Source organism: Pontivivens marinum, from assembly GCF_900231835.1.
GTDB lineage: Bacteria > Pseudomonadota > Alphaproteobacteria > Rhodobacterales > Rhodobacteraceae > Pontivivens > Pontivivens marinum.
This window is the reverse complement of the sequence record NZ_OCTN01000001.1, coordinates 1-16956: the sequence shown is the minus strand read 5'-3', so window position 1 is coordinate 16956 and position 16956 is coordinate 1. Positions and strand designations below refer to the sequence as shown.

The 16956-nt window shown below is 55.1% G+C and carries 14 protein-coding genes, 1 tRNA gene and 1 pseudogene; 8 read left to right on the top strand and 8 right to left on the bottom strand.

What is annotated here, in order from left to right:
- The first annotated feature begins 1 nt into the window (after position 1).
- The 4 genes and pseudogenes from CR254_RS00080 to CR254_RS00065 all read left to right on the top strand — a co-directional run bounded on the left by CR254_RS00080 (position 2) and on the right by CR254_RS00065 (position 4165).
- Positions 2–1114: an extracellular solute-binding protein gene (locus tag CR254_RS00080; protein ID WP_097927778.1), complete on the top strand. Its 1113-nt coding sequence runs from the start codon at positions 2–4 to the stop codon at positions 1112–1114.
- Between the two features lie 208 nt (positions 1115–1322).
- Positions 1323–2585 (top strand): ABC transporter permease, encoded by a 1263-nt coding sequence (locus tag CR254_RS18170; RefSeq protein ID WP_097927777.1) that lies wholly within the window; start codon positions 1323–1325, stop codon positions 2583–2585.
- Positions 2586–2615: 30 nt separating this feature from the next.
- Positions 2616–3473: pseudogene (locus CR254_RS18165) on the top strand (ABC transporter permease); the annotation flags it as partial.
- Positions 3470–4165, top strand: coding sequence for a hypothetical protein (locus CR254_RS00065; RefSeq protein ID WP_145996682.1), 696 nt, complete (start codon positions 3470–3472; stop codon positions 4163–4165). The pseudogene CR254_RS18165 and the gene CR254_RS00065, both read left to right, overlap by 4 nt.
- On the opposite strand, the gene CR254_RS00060 is transcribed toward CR254_RS00065, so the two are convergent.
- Genes CR254_RS00060 through CR254_RS00030 form a run of 7 tightly spaced genes read right to left on the bottom strand, consistent with a single transcriptional unit; the run spans position 4142 to position 10412 of the window.
- On the bottom strand, positions 4142–5080 hold the full coding sequence (locus CR254_RS00060; protein ID WP_097927774.1) for an AEC family transporter: 939 nt from the start codon (positions 5078–5080) through the stop codon (positions 4142–4144). The two genes, CR254_RS00065 and CR254_RS00060, sit on opposite strands and share 24 nt — an antisense overlap.
- Before the next feature lie 21 nt (positions 5081–5101).
- Positions 5102–5899, bottom strand: coding sequence for an MBL fold metallo-hydrolase (locus CR254_RS00055; protein WP_097927773.1), 798 nt, complete (start codon positions 5897–5899; stop codon positions 5102–5104).
- Positions 5899–6681 (bottom strand): TatD family hydrolase, encoded by a 783-nt coding sequence (locus tag CR254_RS00050; protein WP_097927772.1) that lies wholly within the window; start codon positions 6679–6681, stop codon positions 5899–5901. Before CR254_RS00050 ends, CR254_RS00055 begins: the two co-directional genes overlap by 1 nt.
- 5 nt (positions 6682–6686) lie before the next feature.
- Entirely contained in the window at positions 6687–7781 is a 1095-nt protein-coding gene (locus CR254_RS00045; RefSeq protein WP_097927771.1) for a DNA polymerase III subunit delta', read from the bottom strand.
- Entirely contained in the window at positions 7778–8386 is a 609-nt protein-coding gene (tmk, locus tag CR254_RS00040) for a dTMP kinase (RefSeq protein WP_097927770.1), read from the bottom strand. The genes CR254_RS00045 and tmk overlap by 4 nt, the downstream gene beginning before the upstream one ends.
- A gap of 6 nt (positions 8387–8392) precedes the next feature.
- Entirely contained in the window at positions 8393–9538 is a 1146-nt protein-coding gene (locus tag CR254_RS00035; RefSeq protein WP_097927769.1) for a D-alanyl-D-alanine carboxypeptidase family protein, read from the bottom strand.
- 25 nt (positions 9539–9563) lie between these two features.
- Complete coding sequence (locus CR254_RS00030) at positions 9564–10412, bottom strand: SPOR domain-containing protein (protein ID WP_097927768.1); 849 nt, start codon at positions 10410–10412, stop codon at positions 9564–9566.
- A 135-nt stretch (positions 10413–10547) separates the two neighbouring features.
- Here CR254_RS00030 and CR254_RS00025 point away from each other — a divergent pair.
- The 4 genes from CR254_RS00025 to CR254_RS00010 all read left to right on the top strand — a co-directional run bounded on the left by CR254_RS00025 (position 10548) and on the right by CR254_RS00010 (position 16129).
- Positions 10548–10637, top strand: a tRNA-Ser gene (locus tag CR254_RS00025).
- A 321-nt stretch (positions 10638–10958) separates the two neighbouring features.
- Positions 10959–12350, top strand: coding sequence for an IS1182 family transposase (locus CR254_RS00020; RefSeq protein ID WP_097927767.1), 1392 nt, complete (start codon positions 10959–10961; stop codon positions 12348–12350).
- Between the two features lie 335 nt (positions 12351–12685).
- The gene (locus CR254_RS00015) at positions 12686–14035 is read left to right on the top strand and encodes an MATE family Na+-driven efflux transporter (RefSeq protein WP_097927766.1); all 1350 of its coding nucleotides are present in this window, start codon (positions 12686–12688) and stop codon (positions 14033–14035) included.
- Positions 14036–14929: 894 nt separating this feature from the next.
- A complete protein-coding gene (locus CR254_RS00010; protein WP_097927765.1) occupies positions 14930–16129 on the top strand; it encodes a hypothetical protein in 1200 nt (399 codons plus the stop codon).
- 344 nt (positions 16130–16473) lie between these two features.
- Here CR254_RS00010 and CR254_RS00005 read toward each other — a convergent pair.
- Positions 16474–16956: hypothetical protein (locus CR254_RS00005; protein ID WP_219617960.1), on the bottom strand; the 483-nt coding region annotated here is incomplete at its 5' end.

The window sequence follows — 16956 nt, the reverse complement described above, 5'->3', positions numbered from 1 at the left end:
CATGAAACTCAAGACAATGATGATCGGTGCGACTTCTGCACTGGCTCTCACTGGCGCGGCTCATGCAGATGGCCATATGGCTGACAGCATGACGGTCGTTAGCTGGGGTGGCGCATATCAAACTTCGCAGCAGAAGGCCTATTCCGAGCCTTACGCCGAGGAAAACGGTGTCGAGTTCACTTGGGACGAAAGCTCGGGTGAGGCTGTTGCCCGTCTGCGCGCCATGTCCGAGGCAGATAACATCACTTGGGATCTGGTCGATGTTGTTGCAGCAGACGCGATGCGCCTTTGCGACGAAGGCATCGCAATGGAAATCGACCATGATGAACTGCTCGCCCCCGGCGATGACGGCTCGTCCGCATCCGAAGATTTCGGCGACCTGATCGTTTCCAACTGCTTTATCCCGCAGATCGTATACTCGACAACATTCGGCTACCGCACCGATGTTGCAGAGTGGGGCGGCGCAGAGCCAACCTCCGTTTGTGACGTTTGGGATATGGAAGCATTCCCGGGCCAGCGCGCGCTGGAAAAGCGCCCAATCGGCAACGTAGAATGGGCCCTGATCTGTGACGGCGTCGCATATGAGGACGTTTACGACCTGCTCGAAACACCTGAAGGTGTTGCACGCGCATTGGCCAAGCTGGATGAGATCAAGGACGATACCGTCTGGTGGTCCGCTGGCGCAGAAACACCTCAGCTCCTTGCAGACGGTGAAATCGTGATCGGCTCGACCTATAACGGTCGCCTGTTCTCGGTCATCGAAGAGCAGCAGCAGCCTGTCGGCATGTTGTGGGATTACCAGATGTTCGATCTGGACGGTTGGATCGTTCCAGCTGGCCTGCCTGAGGATCGTCTGGCCCGTACGCTCGACTTCCTGCGCTATGCGACTGACACGCAGCGTCTGGCCGATCAGGCGAAATACATCGCTTACGGTCCTGCACGTGCATCCTCTGCACCGCTGGTCAGCACACATGCCGAGCTGGGTATCGACATGGCGCCACATATGCCAACCGACCCTGCAAACTCGGTGAACACGTTCCTGTTCAACTACGAGTGGTGGGCTGATAACCGCGACGATATCGACGCACAGTTCCAGTCCTGGTTGCTGCAGTAATTGTAGCTATGTGACTATGGATGCGGCGCTATTGGTGCCGCATCCACCCCGATCACGCCACGGATCGGGACATTGCGGGATGTTGAGACGCGACCTCCATATCCCTCAATGTATGTCGAGCCTGAGATGATTTCGGTCCGCCATTGGCGTTCAGGGACATACGGCAAAATCAGAAGTCAGCACGCGCACGCGCGGAGGAAAATGCCTGATGACCACCTCTACCGAACCTGTTGTTGCTGCTGATGGGCTGCCGCTAAAGCGATCGCTGGCACGCGCCCTGCGCCGTCAGAAAATCAGAGCGCTGCTGCTGATTGCGCCACTATTGTTGTTCATCGTGCTGACCTTTCTCGTGCCGATCGGCAACATGCTGCTACGTTCGGTTGATAATGCTATCGTTGAGGAGACGATCCCCCGCACGGTTGAGGCCCTGCGCGGCTGGGATGAGGCCGGCGATGTTCCTCCGGGTGAAGATGTTTTCGAGGCACTCTACGCCGACATGCTGATCGCAACGGATGCGAAGCGGCATACTCGGCTCGGCTCGCGGCTTAACTATGAATCCTCGGGCATGTCATCGCTTTTCCGCAAAACGAACGAGCGTCGCCTAGGGCGGTTTGAGCTAGAGCAACCGCTCGCCCCACAATTCGAGGATATCGACGAGGATTGGATCACGCTCGAAACATGGCGCGTCATTAAGTCGAATTCAGATCCTGTAACGGCGGGCTATTTCCTTGCTGCGATGGATTTGCGGGCCACCCCCACGGGGATTGAGCCGGTTTCCGATCTGCAAGCGATCTATGTAAAGCTGTTCGTCCGCACGATGATCCTGTCGGTCACGATTACGGCGATGTGCTTTCTGCTCGGCTATCCAATTGCATGGATTTTGGCCAACTTGCCGTCGCGCAGTGCGAATATGCTGCTGATCCTAGTGCTGCTGCCCTTCTGGACATCGCTGTTGGTTCGGACCTCTGCATGGAAGGTGTTGCTGCAACAGCAGGGGGTTATCAACGATCTGCTGGTGTGGGTCGGTGTGCTGGCCGATGATAATCGTCTGGCGATGATCAACAATGCGACGGGCACGGTGATTGCGATGACGCATATCCTGCTGCCGTTCATGATCCTGCCGCTGTATTCGGTGATGAAGACGATTTCGCCAACATATCTGCGTGCAGCTAAATCGCTGGGCGCAACGGATTGGACGGCGTTCTGGCGCGTGTACTTCCCGCAAAGTGTGCCTGGTATCGGTGCGGGCGCGATCCTCGTGTTCATCCTCGCCATTGGTTACTACATCACGCCGGAACTGGTGGGTGGTACGGATGGTACGTTCATTTCGAACCGGATCTATTACCACATTTCGTCGAGCCTGAACTGGGGCCTCGCAGCCGCACTGGCGACGATCCTCCTCGCGATGGTTCTGGCCCTGTACTGGGTTTATGATCGCCTCGTGGGCATCGACAACGTGAAGCTGGGGTAAACCATGTCACTTCCATCATACGCCTCCACCGGTCAAACCGTCTGGTATTATAGCTTCCGCGTGATTTGCGGGCTGATCTTCGCCTTTCTAATCATTCCGATCCTGGTGATTATCCCGCTCAGCTTTAACGCGCAGGACTTCTTTACCTTCACGCCAGAGATGCTGCGGCTTGATCCGGCTGGGTTCAGTCTCAAGCATTATCAGGATTTCCTGAGCGATAGCGGATGGCAGCAAGCGCTACGCAACTCGTTTATCATCGCACCTATCGCAACTGTGATCGCGGTTAGTTTTGGCACCTTGGCGGCGATTGGTTTGAGCCAGAGCCACGTTCCGTTCCGCGGAACGATCATGGCGATCCTGATTTCTCCGATGATTGTGCCGCTGATTATCTCGGCGACTGGCATGTTTTTCTTCTACTCGAAGATGGGTAATTTTCTGGAGGATCAGTTAGGCTGGGATCAGAATTTCGTTGGGTATATCAAGATTATTCTGGCCCACGCTGCACTGGGTATTCCCTTTGTTATCATCACTGTAACGGCAACTCTGGTCGGGTTTGACAAGTCACTGACACGTGCGTCCGCCAATATGGGGGCAGGGCCGGTTCGGACCTTCTTCAAGATCCAGATGCCGTTGATCCTGCCCGGTGTGATCTCTGGCGGACTGTTCGCCTTTATCACTTCGTTTGATGAGGTGGTGGTCGTGATCTTTATCGGATCTGCGAATCAGCAGACCCTGCCTTGGCAAATGTTTACCGGCCTGCGTGAGCAAATCAGCCCGACGATCCTCGCAGTTGCAACAATTCTGGTGGCCATTTCCATCGTTCTGCTTACAACTGTGGAACTGTTGCGGCGCCGTTCCGAGCGCCTGCGAGGGATGTCGCCTGGATGAAGCTAACTGCTTTAACTGCTGCTACTTTACTCGCCTCGGCCCAACTGGCTGGGGCGTGTACGTCTGATGGTATGCTCTTTTTTGATGAGAGCCCCTATATCAGCCTGATCGTCGCCCCCGATGACATGCCGTTAAGTGATAGCGCAGGCATCACCGTCACGGGTGCCTATACCGGTACGGAGCCTCGGGCCGCCGGTGGTCCTGCACCGGTCGGGTTCTTTCTGCGTGAGGGTGAGATCATCAACCGCAACGGGGCCCGCATGGATGGTGTGCTGCTGATTGATGAGGATGGTGCACGGATCACGCGACGCGATCTGGCCGGTATCGATAGCGCAGAGGGCCGCCTCGAAATGGCCGACCGTGCGCAGGCGGAGGGGATTTCCCTGTTGCAATCGCACCTGCTTATCTCGGACGGACAATTGGATATTCATGAGGTTGAGGACGCCCCACGTTTTACCCGCCGTGTATTGATCGAAACGGATGAGGGTATGGGCATCTGGCAAAGTGCACAGCCGTTAACGCTATACGCCGCCGCCGTGGCTGTGGAGCGTGCCTGTGCACCGCGTATGGCGCTGAACCTCGATATGGGATCGTATGATTACTGTGTTTCCGACGGCCGGTTCTGTGGCCTGCGCCGCGACACCGACCGCCTGTCCAACCTGATCCGGTTAGAGCGTGGACAGCGCCCATAGCCAGAATGACACGCTGAGGACGGACATCGCAGTTCCCAGCAGCACGATTGAGGCGGCGACGCCCTTTGCCCGGTCATACATATTCGCGAACACGTAAACACTGATGCCCGGCGCCATCGCTGCGGTGATCACTGCAGCGCGCACGAATTCAAAGGGCAAGCCGAACACCTCGACCGAGATAAACCACGCGATCGACGGATGAACCAGCAGCGACAGCGCACTAATCATCAGTGCTTGGGGCAGTTGGGCCGAGAATTTGTAGCGTGTCAAAACCGCGCCAAGGCCGAACAGGGCCGCAGGCAGGGCTGCACGCACGATCAAATCAACCGCTGCCCAAACAGGTTCGGGCAGGGTAATGCCGCTAAGGTTGACGATAAATCCGCAGGCAAGGCCGATCATCAGCGCATTGCGGAACATCGCATGTAAAACAGCATTAACCGTACCAGCGACACCACGCCCATCAGCACGCGATACCTCCATCGCGGTGATGCCTAGCAGATAGCAAAACGGGGCGTGGATCGCGATAATGGCAAAGTTGGCATCGACCGAACCGGGACCATAAGCGCGCTCCATAATCGGAATGCCCAGTAGAACCGAGTTTGAAAACAGTGCGCCGAAACCCACTGCAACCGCCTCACCCGGGCGGCGCTTGAATATCCAACGTGCGCCTAGAACGCCGAGAGCGAAGGAGATCGTCGCGCCCGTATAAAAGCTGATCAGCAGCCGTATATCGAAAAACGTCCCCAGATCCAGTCGGGCCAGCGCCGAGAACAGCAAGCATGGGATCGCGAAATTCTGCGTGAATAACATCAGGCCGTCAGCACCGGCATTGTTAAACATTTTCAGGCGGGTAGCGATGTAGCCCGCGCCCATGACGAGGAATACAGGAAGGACGATTTCAAGCAGGCCTAGCATGCGCTAGTGGCCGGGATACACTTATAAGTCATAGGTGATTTTCATACCATCATAGGCTGCGGTGACGTGGTCTGGAGTATCGCGACATACAGTCGCGTAATCTAAATCGATATGCATATTGGTCAGAACGGCGCGTTTTGGCGCGGCGCGTGCGATCCAGTCCAACGTCTGTGCGTAGTGGCTATGCGTGGGGTGCGGCTTGTAGCGCAGGGCATCGACAAGCCAGCAATCTAGCCCCTCAACCGCCTGCCATGCGGCATCGTTCATTTCCGCAACATCTGGTAGATAAGCAAAATCACCGATGCGCACGCCCTGCGCGTCAATGCTGCCATGGTTCACGGTAAAGGGTGTGATTTCGATGGTGCCACCTGCGCCGGTAATCTCAATCGGGCCATCTAGGGGCTTCAGATACAGGATCGGCGGATAGGGGCTGCCCTCGGGCGTTTGAAATGCGTAGCCGAAGCGATCCATCAGCGCGCGCCGTGTTGGCGCATCGGCCCAAACCGGCAGCCGTGCGCGCAGGTTGAACACGATCATCCGCAGGTCATCCAGCCCATGTACGTGATCGGCATGTTCGTGAGTGTAGACAACACCATTTAACGTGCCGACACCGGCATCCAGCAGCTGACTGCGCATATCGGGTGAGGTATCGACCAGAACGCGGGTGACATCCTCACCCTCGAACCGCTCAATCAACAGCGAGCAGCGTCGGCGTGTGTTGCGCGGTTCATCCGGGTCACAGGCCCCCCAAATTCCACCAAGACGAGGAACGCCACCAGACGATCCGCAACCCAATATGGTGAAAACCATCTTTGCCATCAGTTGCTGCCCGCTGCGCGTGTGAACAAGCGTTCGAAGTTCGCCTCGGTCTGGGCGGCGAATGCATCCGGTTCGACACCAAAAACATCCGCACCGACGCAGGCGGTGTGCGCCGTATAGGCAGGTTCGTTCCGTTTTCCACGATAGGGGACAGGCGCGAGGTAGGGGCTGTCCGTTTCAACCAAAATGCGGTCCATGGGGGCGGTGGCAAAAATCTCACGCACTTCCTTGGATTTGGGGAAAGTCGCGATGCCTGACATGCTCAGGTAAAAGCCCAGCTCCAACGCGGTCGCGGCCAATTCAGGGCCGGAGGAGAAGCAGTGCATGACGCAATTGAATGAGCCGTTTGCGTGTTCCTCGCGCAGAATTCTGGCCATATCCTCATCCGCGGCGCGGGAATGGATAATCAGGGGCAGGCCGGTCTGGCGGCATGCCTCGATATGACGGCGCAGGCTGAGCTGCTGCATATCTGCGCTTTCAGCGGTGTAGTGGTAGTCCAGCCCCGTTTCGCCAATGCCGACCATGCGCGGGTGCTGCGCAGCCTGAAGCAACTCATCCACCTCGATCAGGGTATCGCTGGCCACGCTCATCGGGTGGATGCCATAGGCGAACCACACTTGGGGGTGCTGTTCCGCGATCCGAATGACGTTTTCCAGACCTGAGCGCTTGGTACAGATGGTGACCATACGGTTAACGCCAGCCTGCTGCGCACGGTCGATGACCTGCTGCAAGTCGTCGTTGAAATCGGGAAAATCGAGGTGGCAGTGACTATCGGTGAGCATGGGGCCTACTGGAGTTGTCGTCTGGCTGTAGCATCTATCGCAAGAAAGGTATCAAGGATGACCTGCGCAGGGTCAAGGTTGACCAGCCGCCCATGACCGATCCGTGCGCTACTTGTTTCAGCTAATTGGGCCCAATCCTGCGCAGCTATGACGCTAGGTGAAAGCCGCTCTAACAATTCCGCCTCACCTGCCACAGCGGCGGGCGGGGCGGCACCTGTTGCACCGGTTCGGGCAAGGCGGGCCAGCAGCAGGGCAATCAGGCGTAGGGTCAGGTCGTACCGCTCCTCCGCGCCGCGTCCCGCACAGGCATCGGCCATACGTGCAATCAACGCACGGTCCAGACGCGGGGCGGCAGACAGGATCGCGATCAGGTTGCCATAGATCACCAGCCCCTCATCCGCGATTAGGCGCACGGCTTCTCCCACGCTACCGCCGCTTAAACTGGCTAGTGCTTCAGTGTCCTGATCTGGTGCGAAACCGGCATCCATCATCGCACTGCCCAGCGAAGCGGGGTCCAGCGCGCCCAGTCGCAATTCGCGGCAGCGTGACCGGATCGTGGGCAGCAATCGGCCGGGTTGATGGCAAACCATCAGGAACAGAACCTTCTCGGGCGGTTCCTCAAGGATTTTGAGCAAAGCGTTCTGCGCCGGCACGTTCAGATCATCCATCGCGTCGATAATCGCGACACGCCAGCCGCCATCGGCCGCGCTCATGGTAAAGAACGTCTTGAGCTTGCGAATTTCCTCGACCGTGATTTGCTTGCGCAGCTTCTTGGTTTTGTCATCCCATGGGCGGCGGCACAGCAGAACGCGCGGCTCGCCCAACGCGGCGATGCGGCGAAATTCGGGGGTGTCCGGCTCGATATACAGCCCAGCATCGCCCTGCGGCATATCGGCGATCATCCAGCGGGCGATGCGCCACGCCAACGTCGCCTTTCCCACACCACGGGGACCGGTCAGCATCCACCCGTGATGCAGGCGTCCGCCGCGCACCACGTCGAGAAAGGCATCCTCGGCCTGATGTTGACCGTGCAATGCTGCGGTTTCACGGGGATGGGGCGCGCCCTCAATCCGGTCCGGTTCTGGGATTTCGTCGCTCACAACAGGGTCTCAATTCGGGTGGCGATATCCTGCGCGACATCGGCAACAGGGCGGTCGCCATTAATCAGGGTGCAGCGTTGCGGGTTTGCGGCGGCCAGTTCGGTAAAGCCCGCGCGCAGGGCATGCTGAAAACTTGCGCCCATATCCTCGAACCGATCCTCACCGGATTTTCGAGCCAGCCCACGGGCAAGCGCGGCATCTGGGTCAGTATCCAGGATCAGCGTCACGTCGGGTTCCATCCCGATCATCAGGTCATGCAGTCTGTCCACGGTGTCGCGCAAATTGCTGCGCGCGGCCCCCTGATAAACACGGGTGCTATCGGCGAACCGGTCGCTAATCACAATCGTACCGGCGGCAAGGGCAGGGCGGATCGTGCGCTCCAGATGATCGCGGCGGGCGGCTGTGAACAACAGGATTTCCGTTTCCGCCGACCAGCGGCCCGGATCCCCCTCAACCAGTAGGCGCCGAATATCCTCGGCACCTGCTGATCCTCCGGGCTCACGGGTCAGGATTACCTGCTTGCCCTGCGCGGTCAGATGCGCGGCCAATAGGCGTGCCTGAGTGGACTTTCCTGACCCGTCTATGCCCTCGAAGGTAATGAACATCGTCCCTCAGTCCGATCCGAACATGCTGTCAAAGGCATGTGAGGCCAGCAATCCGGCGGAGGATACGATGCGCGTCATCGGTCCACCCTCTGCCACATCGGTTTCTGCCAGCAACGGGATGGTCATGGTGCCAACGCCCGGCGTCTCGATCAGCAGATCGGCAATATGTTGACCGGCGGCGATTGGTGCCGCGATTGGTCCGTCATAAACCACCCGGGCCGTTGCATCGGCTGCGCGACCACGGGGCAGAGTGGCGAGGATTTCCTCATCCGCGACCAGACCCACCTGTTGCTCCGCCCCCAGCCAAACATCTGCCTGCGCGACGACTGTGTCGGCATCAAAGAAGGTCACATTCTCAAATTCCCGGAATGCCCATGCTGCGATGCGCTCGCTCTCATTCGTGCGATCAGCGGTGCTTTGCAGGCCGGTAATCATGAACACAATCCGGCGTCCATCACGCACAGCGGACCCGACGAGGCCGTATCCTGCCTCCTCAGTATGTCCTGTTTTCAGGCCATCCCCGGCAATCGAGCTGTATAGAAGCGGGTTGCGGTTGGGCTGCGTAATGCCATTCCATGTGAATTCACGCTCGGCGAAAAAGGAGTAATGCTCGCCAAACTCACCCAACATACGCTGCGCGAGGAATACGAGGTCACGTGCGCTCATCCGATGCGACTCAGCGGGCCATCCGGTGGAGTTGGCAAAGGTCGATCCCGTCATGCCCAGCTCACGCGCACGCTCGGTCATTTGATAGGCGAATGCGCCCTCGGAACCGGCCAGATGTTCGGCGACCACGATGCAGGCATCATTACCGGACAGAACGACGATGCCGCGGATCAGATCGCGCACAGTCGGGTTATGCCGTGTTTCGAGGAACATCGTGGACCCCGGATAGCCATGCGCATTTTCACTAACGGGGAATGTATCGTCGAGCGAGACGCGCTCCTCCTGAATTGCCTCGAACAACATGTTCAGGGTCATCAGCTTGGACATAGAGGCCGGCGGAATCGGCTCATCCGCATTTTTTTCCAGCAGAACCGCACCAGTATCATAGTCGATAACCAAAGCGGCTGTTGCCGCCGTATCAATGGTTTGCGCCGAAAGCGGCAGCGAAAACATGACTGAAATTATGATCAGAAAACGCAAAATCATCAGAGAAACTCCTCTGTTTTAATACTTAAAGTGCGACGGCGAGGGCGTCGGTGAAGCCCATCTCTCGTAGCGTGTCGCGGATCACGGCTTGCTCCGCTGTGGTGCTCGCAGGGCCAACAACCACACGGGTCAATGCGCCCGCCGCGACGGTTTTCGCGTTCAATCCCTCAGCCTGTAAACGCTCGACTAGCGCCGCTGCATTGGCTGCTACGCCAAAGGTGCCGACCTGCATATAGGGTCGCTCAGGTGCTGCATCGGTGGTTGGTGCGGATGTTGGGGCAGGGGGCGGTGTTGGCTCCGGGCGTGGTTCAGGCACTGTTGTTGCGACCGTCTCAACTGGCGTCACCTGTTCAACCGGTTCGGGAGTTGGGCTGTCGGCCTCGGCAACCGCATGCTCAACCGTTGGTTCTGCAATGGGGGTGGGCTGTGGTGCTGTTACAGTGGTCATGCGCACAGCCACAACATCCAGCTCGACCGAGACACCGGGCTGAATGCCAAGCTGTTGCGCCGCGTCGGCTGATAATTGGAATGGCGGGCCCGGAATTGATGGATCGCGGCGGAACAGCGCGGCCGTAATCGTGCGGCCTGTTGCAACCTCGGTAATGCTGGCCCGCTCCGCCGATGCCACATCAGGGTGCGCAATCCACGCCCCGCCCAGCGAGGGGCGACCGTCCCACGCAGCCAGCGCGCGAACCGAATACAGATCAGGCCGTGGGGTCGCGACCTCCACCTCGGTCGCCTGCGGTGTTGCGGCTACAGGTGTTTCGCTGGGGGCTTGCGCCTGTTGCGAGTCGACGACAGGCTCACACGCAGCGATCGCCAGCAGCGCGCATGCAGTTCCAGTCGCACGCATGTGCCATATCGAAAATTTCATGATGTCCGCCTCATTGCCTGTGATCGCAGCCCTCTATGTGGCCATCGCTCAGGCGGAACTCTAACGCAGCACGACGAATGAGGAAAGTCTGGTACTGGACGTTCTCTGTCAACTTCGTGTAGGAACATTTTTGCTGGAGGTGTGGCCGAGCGGTTTAAGGCACCGGTCTTGAAAACCGGCGTGCGTGAGAGCGTACCGTGGGTTCGAATCCCACCGCCTCCGCCATTTAATCTGGCGAACATACTGGAATTCCTTGTTTATTTGTGTTCCATGATGCGTGGGGTACATTTCAAGGTACAGTTTTGTGTAGCCTTGGCGCGGTTCCACGTTTCAAATCTAGCCGCTTCGGCGATGTTTTGCCATCAGGTCTAGCTAGCCTTCTTTGGCAGAGAGTCGTTTTCGCTTTTCTCGCTGGGCACGCATGATTTTAACTCTGATCGCCTGCAGGCCTATTGTTGGTTCCGGCCTATTCTGTTGAAAAACTCCTGTTGATTTGGGTCTTTGCTGCTGATTCAATTGCCTTATTGATGTCGGAGATTGATCGCGATGATGGGACCACGTCAGGAAGCACAATCTGCTCTGTTCTATGATTTCTCGATAGAAGGTCACGTCCCCACGGATCACGTGTTGCGAGCGATTGATGGCGTTGTTGATCTGTCCAGCGTCCGGACACATCTGACTGAGTTTTACAGCTTCACTGGGCGGCCCTCGATTGATCCAGAATTGATGATGCGGATGTTGTTGGTTGGATACGTCATGGGCATTCGATCAGAACGGCGTCTGTGCGAAGAGGTCCATCTGAACCTCGCCTATCGTTGGTTCTGCAAGATGGATTTGTCGGATCCAATTCCAGATCACTCGACATTTTCCAAGAACCGGCACGGGCGTTTCCGTGACAGCGATGTGTTGCGCCATGTGTTCGAGACGGTGGTCGCCCAATGTATTGAGGTAGGCCTAGCAAGCGGTCACCGGTTTGCGGCCGATGCCAGCATTATTGCAGCGGATGCCAACCGTCAAAAGTCCACACCCAAGGCAGATTGGAACCCAGAGGCCATTGATCCTGCTGATGCACCCCGCGCAGTTCGCGAGTACCTCGACACACTGGACGACGCCGCTTTTGGCGCAGCCAGCCCAGTTGTGCCCAAGTTCATCTCACACTCAGATCCGGCATCTCAATGGACAGGTGCCCGTGGCGGTCCGGCATATTTTGCATATTCTACGAACTATCTGATCGATACAGATAACGCTGTGATCCTTGATGTCGAACCCAGCCGATCCATTCGGCAAGCCGAGGTTGGGGTCGTAAGAACCATGATTGATCGCGTTCGCAAAACGCATGACCTCAAGCCTGAACGTTTGATAGCTGACACCGCTTATGGCTCAGGCCCAATGCTGGATTGGTTGGTTGAGAAACGCGGGATCGCGCCACATATCCCTGTAATCGATAAATCAGGCCGCAAGGATGGTACGTTTGAACGGGCTGAGTTTACATTTGATGCTGAGAACGATCTCTATATCTGCTCCAGCGGCAAAGAGCTGAGGCAATACAGGCGTGCCTTCACAAAACCGAGGTCTGGTCCCAATAAAGATGCAACCATCCGCTACCGTGCCCGGAAATCTGATTGTGATGAATGTCAGCTCAAACAACGTTGCACACCCAAAGAGCCACAACGCAAAGTTACTCGCTCAATTTACGAACCTTCCCGTGATGTCGCACGCGCCCTATCGCAAACACAGCAATATGCCATCTCGCGAAAGCTACGCAAAAAGGTCGAAATGTCGTTCGCCCATCTAAAACGTATTCACGGCTTAAGTCGGCTTCGATTACGTGGACCATGTGGCGCTCACGACGAATTTATCCTCGCCGCAACCGCTCAAAACCTCAAAAAGTTAGCCAAACTAGCCCCGAACCCAATTCGGGCCAACACCGTTCAGTGAAATCAAGGCGGGAACCAGTCGCCCCGTGATACAGGCTGGGAAACCATGAGTTTTTCAACAGAATAAGCCCTTACCAGACTTTGGCCTTGCCCTGAAACGCTGCGATGCGGCTTCCCGAGAGCGGACATTCGTGCATTCCGCAGCAATTCAGAGCCATCAATGATCTCACTGTGGGACTTCGTCCACCTGCCGGATCCTCGCTCTATGTGGGCGCACTGCAGTTTGCGATCCAAAACCGTCGCAATGAGCAGACAAACCAAAGAAGTGAGGCTTGACACCTATGCCGATTAAAAAATACCTGCAGTTTCAATGTATGATTAAAAAGGCTCTCCCGTTTGAAATTTATCGATTATCGGCTCTGGGGCTCGATTTTCCTCGTTGCGTTCTTCCCTGTGATCTATTCGACTGCCCGAATTTTCTTCCTTAACTCAATGCCAGAAACTTGGAACCTTAGTATTGCCGCTCAGTCTGCTTGGCTTCACTTAGCGTATGAGGTCCTACAAGAGGCGCTTCTTTTGCCACTCTATTTTCTGTTCGGACAGGTAATTCGTGACCTTCCAGCATTACGTGAGCGCATTAGCAGCGCCTTCACTGTAACACTTGCTGCGTATGCCGTTTTAACGATTATTATCTTGTTAGTGGCTGATCAGTTTACGGCAGCAATGTCTCAGCAAGCAGAGCTCCAAGAACTAACCGCAAAGTACATTCGGATGGAATCCGTGGGGATTATGGTTGGCTTGCTGAATGATGTATGCATTGTTGTTCTTGTTGCTCTCGGTTTACATCATCTAGTGCTTCTGCTGGTTGTCATACGGGCGTTCACAACTATCGCACTCGATGCTTTCTTTGTAGGCCAGCTGTCATGGTCGTTGGATCTTGGGGTAACAGGTGTCGCTTTGACAAACATTGGCGTAGGAGCGCTCTTGTTAATACCTTCGGCGATTATTCTGCATCGGCTTGAGCTGATAGGAAAGATTAAAGAGCGATCACCCAAACGTTGGATGCGGAACTGGTTCCGCGTTGCGTTTAGATCCGGTCTTGAGTCTGGTGTGCGGAATTTGGCATTTTCGCTTATGATTTTACGCCTAATGAATGAGGTCGAAGAAGCCGGGCTGTTTTGGGTTACGAACGGGTTCATCTGGGGTTGGCTACTCTTGCCAGTTCTAACGCTCGGAACACTGGTGCGACAAGATGCAGGCAATCATGACGGAAGGCTGGGCCCGCGCTTCATAGGGTATATTTGGCTTACCTTGGTGATCACCGTGGTGTGGGCCCTAACGATCCCAGGCTGGACATGGTTTATCGCTTCCGCAATGGGTTCACCCGAGGCCGACAGGGTTGCTTCGCTGGCCTTGCTCATGCTGGGCTTTTATGTCGTATTTGCGTTCAACCATATGCTCGACAGCTATTTCTACGGCGTTGGCCGGACAGATTTGATGCTTTATCAGTCATTGTTTGTGAGCATATGCTACTATGGATCAGCTTTCATTTTCTACAGAGTTGGTTTTTTTGAACCAGACCTCCAACAAATAGCATTTCTTTTTGGCGGCGGCATCTTGATCGACTCAATCCTCACTCTTTGGCAATTTAAGCGGTCGGGGTATTTTGTTGTTGCTCGCCAAAATGCTGGTGGTGCTGAGGTGGCAACGAATGGGCAGTTAGGGGAACACCGCCAGGGCGTTTGATCAGCTCCTAGAAGATCTTAATGGGTCGTCTAATGCGATTTCAGTCATGCACTACTAGCAAGGGCCTTTGTGTAGACTACTGTCGTTTTGGGCTCGGAACGAACTTCTGCGGTGCAGCGCGGCGACCATGATCTGACCAGGTATCTGCGACACTAGCGGCCCAAAGCTGTCGTCCACTTACTTTGCGCCAAACAGCCGCTTCGAGCCCAGATCGACCAATACTGCACGAGGCACCAATGTCTGCGAACACGATAAAGCGTGAGCGCTGCTTCAGCCTCTAAACTCCCAAACTAGCAAATTGCCTATGTGTTTCTGCTTATGTCCGCTGCCTATGGCCGTGAGGACACTGGTTGAAATATTACCCAAACAGTGGTTTAATGTTCGCATCAAAATATTTCGTACGAAATATATTGCTAAGCCATCATCTTTTTAAACGAAACAAGATTTAGAAAAAATTGCACTACAAATTTGAGGCGGTCCATTGAATAGCACGAAAATTTCATTTCTATGCCCAGAAACGGCAGCAATAATAGAGTGTATCTACATGCATTCGCCAAAGCATCGAGATGGTAGTACTGGAAAATCTCAGTGGACTATTTCACAGGAAGAAGAATCTGGTTCGTTCAAGAATACTTGTGAAAAAAACTGGACGGAGGGAAGGGACGGCTGGGGAATACACACAGTCGGGAATAAAATAGCTTATCTTGGCTATGACAGAGAGGTCGGCAAAGTCTTTCTCGCTAAATATGATAACCACGCAGAGGGTGAGTGGCGCGGATATCCATGCAACTATAGAATCAACAATCAGGTGCCTCCCCGGGAGATACTTACCGATTGGCTTTCAGAAGGCATTCTAACGCGCTCGAAAGTTCGCAAAATTACGCGAGGGCAGAGATGCGCGATTTAAATATTACAATCGAGGGGTCTTGGTGGGACACTCTGCTTTACAAGGGGAAGCTTCACGCCCTAACTCCCGAAGGAGATTGGGCCGTTTTTGACTGGGACGCTCTTACTTCTGACTTAGAGGAAGCAATTGAAGCAGCTGCGCGACCTGCGCTTCAGTTTTCTTTCCGAGCAAGCAATGCAATTAGCAATGGAACTTTGACAAGAGACACCGTAACAAGAGCCTTCGAACAATTGACCGTTTTCGATTTTGACCTCTCGTCAAAAAAGATGGCAAAATACCTGCTGGCAAAGTCAGACGTTTCTGGAGCATTCCCTAATACATCAATGAATATGCACTATGATCGAATGATAATGTCATCGCATAACGGCGTTCACATCGAATACGTAAACTCCGATCACATAGGCGTTCATATCCTTAAGAAAATATCTTCGGTAGCAACGCGTCAGATCGCTGCCGCTTATGGTCGCATTGCTTGCGCTTCAGGTGATGCTGGACTACGTCAATTGGATCTCAATCTGGAGCATGGCTTCAAGCCATCTGAAAGCGATGGCCTTGAACTAAATAGCCAACCCTGTGACGCTTGTGATTGGATGTATCAAAACATCTCGGCCCTCTCATACAGCGGAGGCAGCTATCTGGCGAAATTCATAAAAACCGGAGAATTTTTTAGGCCAACAAAAACAGATGACACATTCAGTGATGGCGATGGCGCTGAAATCGAAAGAATTAAGTTTGAGGAAAACATCGATCTCAATGATGGGATCGATGACGAAAGCTCGGAGCAAGATCATGCGCTATCTTGGGGATCGCACGACAAGATTTACAAGGTATCTGGAAGCAGAATCAGTGCTTATCGCTTCGCGGCTTCGGGGGAGAGGCGGCTCCTAGGACATAGGCAACTACCAGCCGATGCAAGCGAAATTGTATCGGTTAGGTCCGCGCTGTTTGGTGTCATTGTAGAGTTTGATGAAGCAGTAGTGGTCATAAAAGGTGACGGCACACTTGTTGATTTCAAAGGAGAGCCTGTTAATATCTCCACATTTTCGAGATCTCGGCGTTATGAAAACCAGCTACATTTAATAGCGGACGACAGTATACAAGTAAAATCGATCAATAATAAATTCGAAAACGAGTATTTTCTTAAAAAAGCATTTGGTTCGAAAGCACCACATGAATGGTTTGGCTGAAAACTCCGACCATTTAAGTGCTTCTCAGTAGGAAGTTTCATGTGATCGCGTGCCGGAACCGGATTCACCTAACCACTCAAGGCCCACTTCAGGGTAGGGGCGAACGACTTCAAGGTGGGACACTCCATTTTGAAAGCGGAGATTCCATATTCGCCCGCAGAGCCACGCAATAAGCCGACCTTTGGATTGACGTATTCAAGGACAGCTTCGTCCGCATAAAAGACCTTGGCGCAGAGCACAGCGGATGTCCGGTTTCCGCCCTCACCGCACCAAGCTCGTGGCCGTGCAAGAGCCCCCTTTCAAGGCAAGAGTCGAAGGATAGCCCGCCGAGCTCAACGGGTCATTTACTGCATCCCCGGTTCATCGTCCGCGACATCGTTTATGATCTGTTGCGCGTCCCGCTTCTGCTGCCGCTCGATATCGTTCCGCGTCAGAAACGCCCGCACCCTACGGATCTGTTCGTCCAATCGGAAGATGCGCGCGAAGAGTCTGCTCTCCACGAAAGCCAGCCGTTTGGCGAGTTTCACGATCTGTGTCCGCAGTTTTGGTGGCGCGTTCTTCACAAGCGTGGGGTCCTGCATCGTTGTCTTGCCTGTGTCCGGATCGTAGGCGAGCGTTTCGTTTTCGGCCTCAACCAGGACGGCCTCGATCGCGGTGACGCCCAGATCAAAGGACTCTTTGGCGCGTCGCGCCGCTGCCGTTTGTTCCTGCGCCTGTTGCCGCTCCGCCCTGACAGCCTGCTTTTCTTTCTCAATGGCCTCCGCTTCCTGCGCCATTGCTGTTTCCAGACTGGCCTGCCGCGTCTCCAGCCTCTTCATATCCTCGGC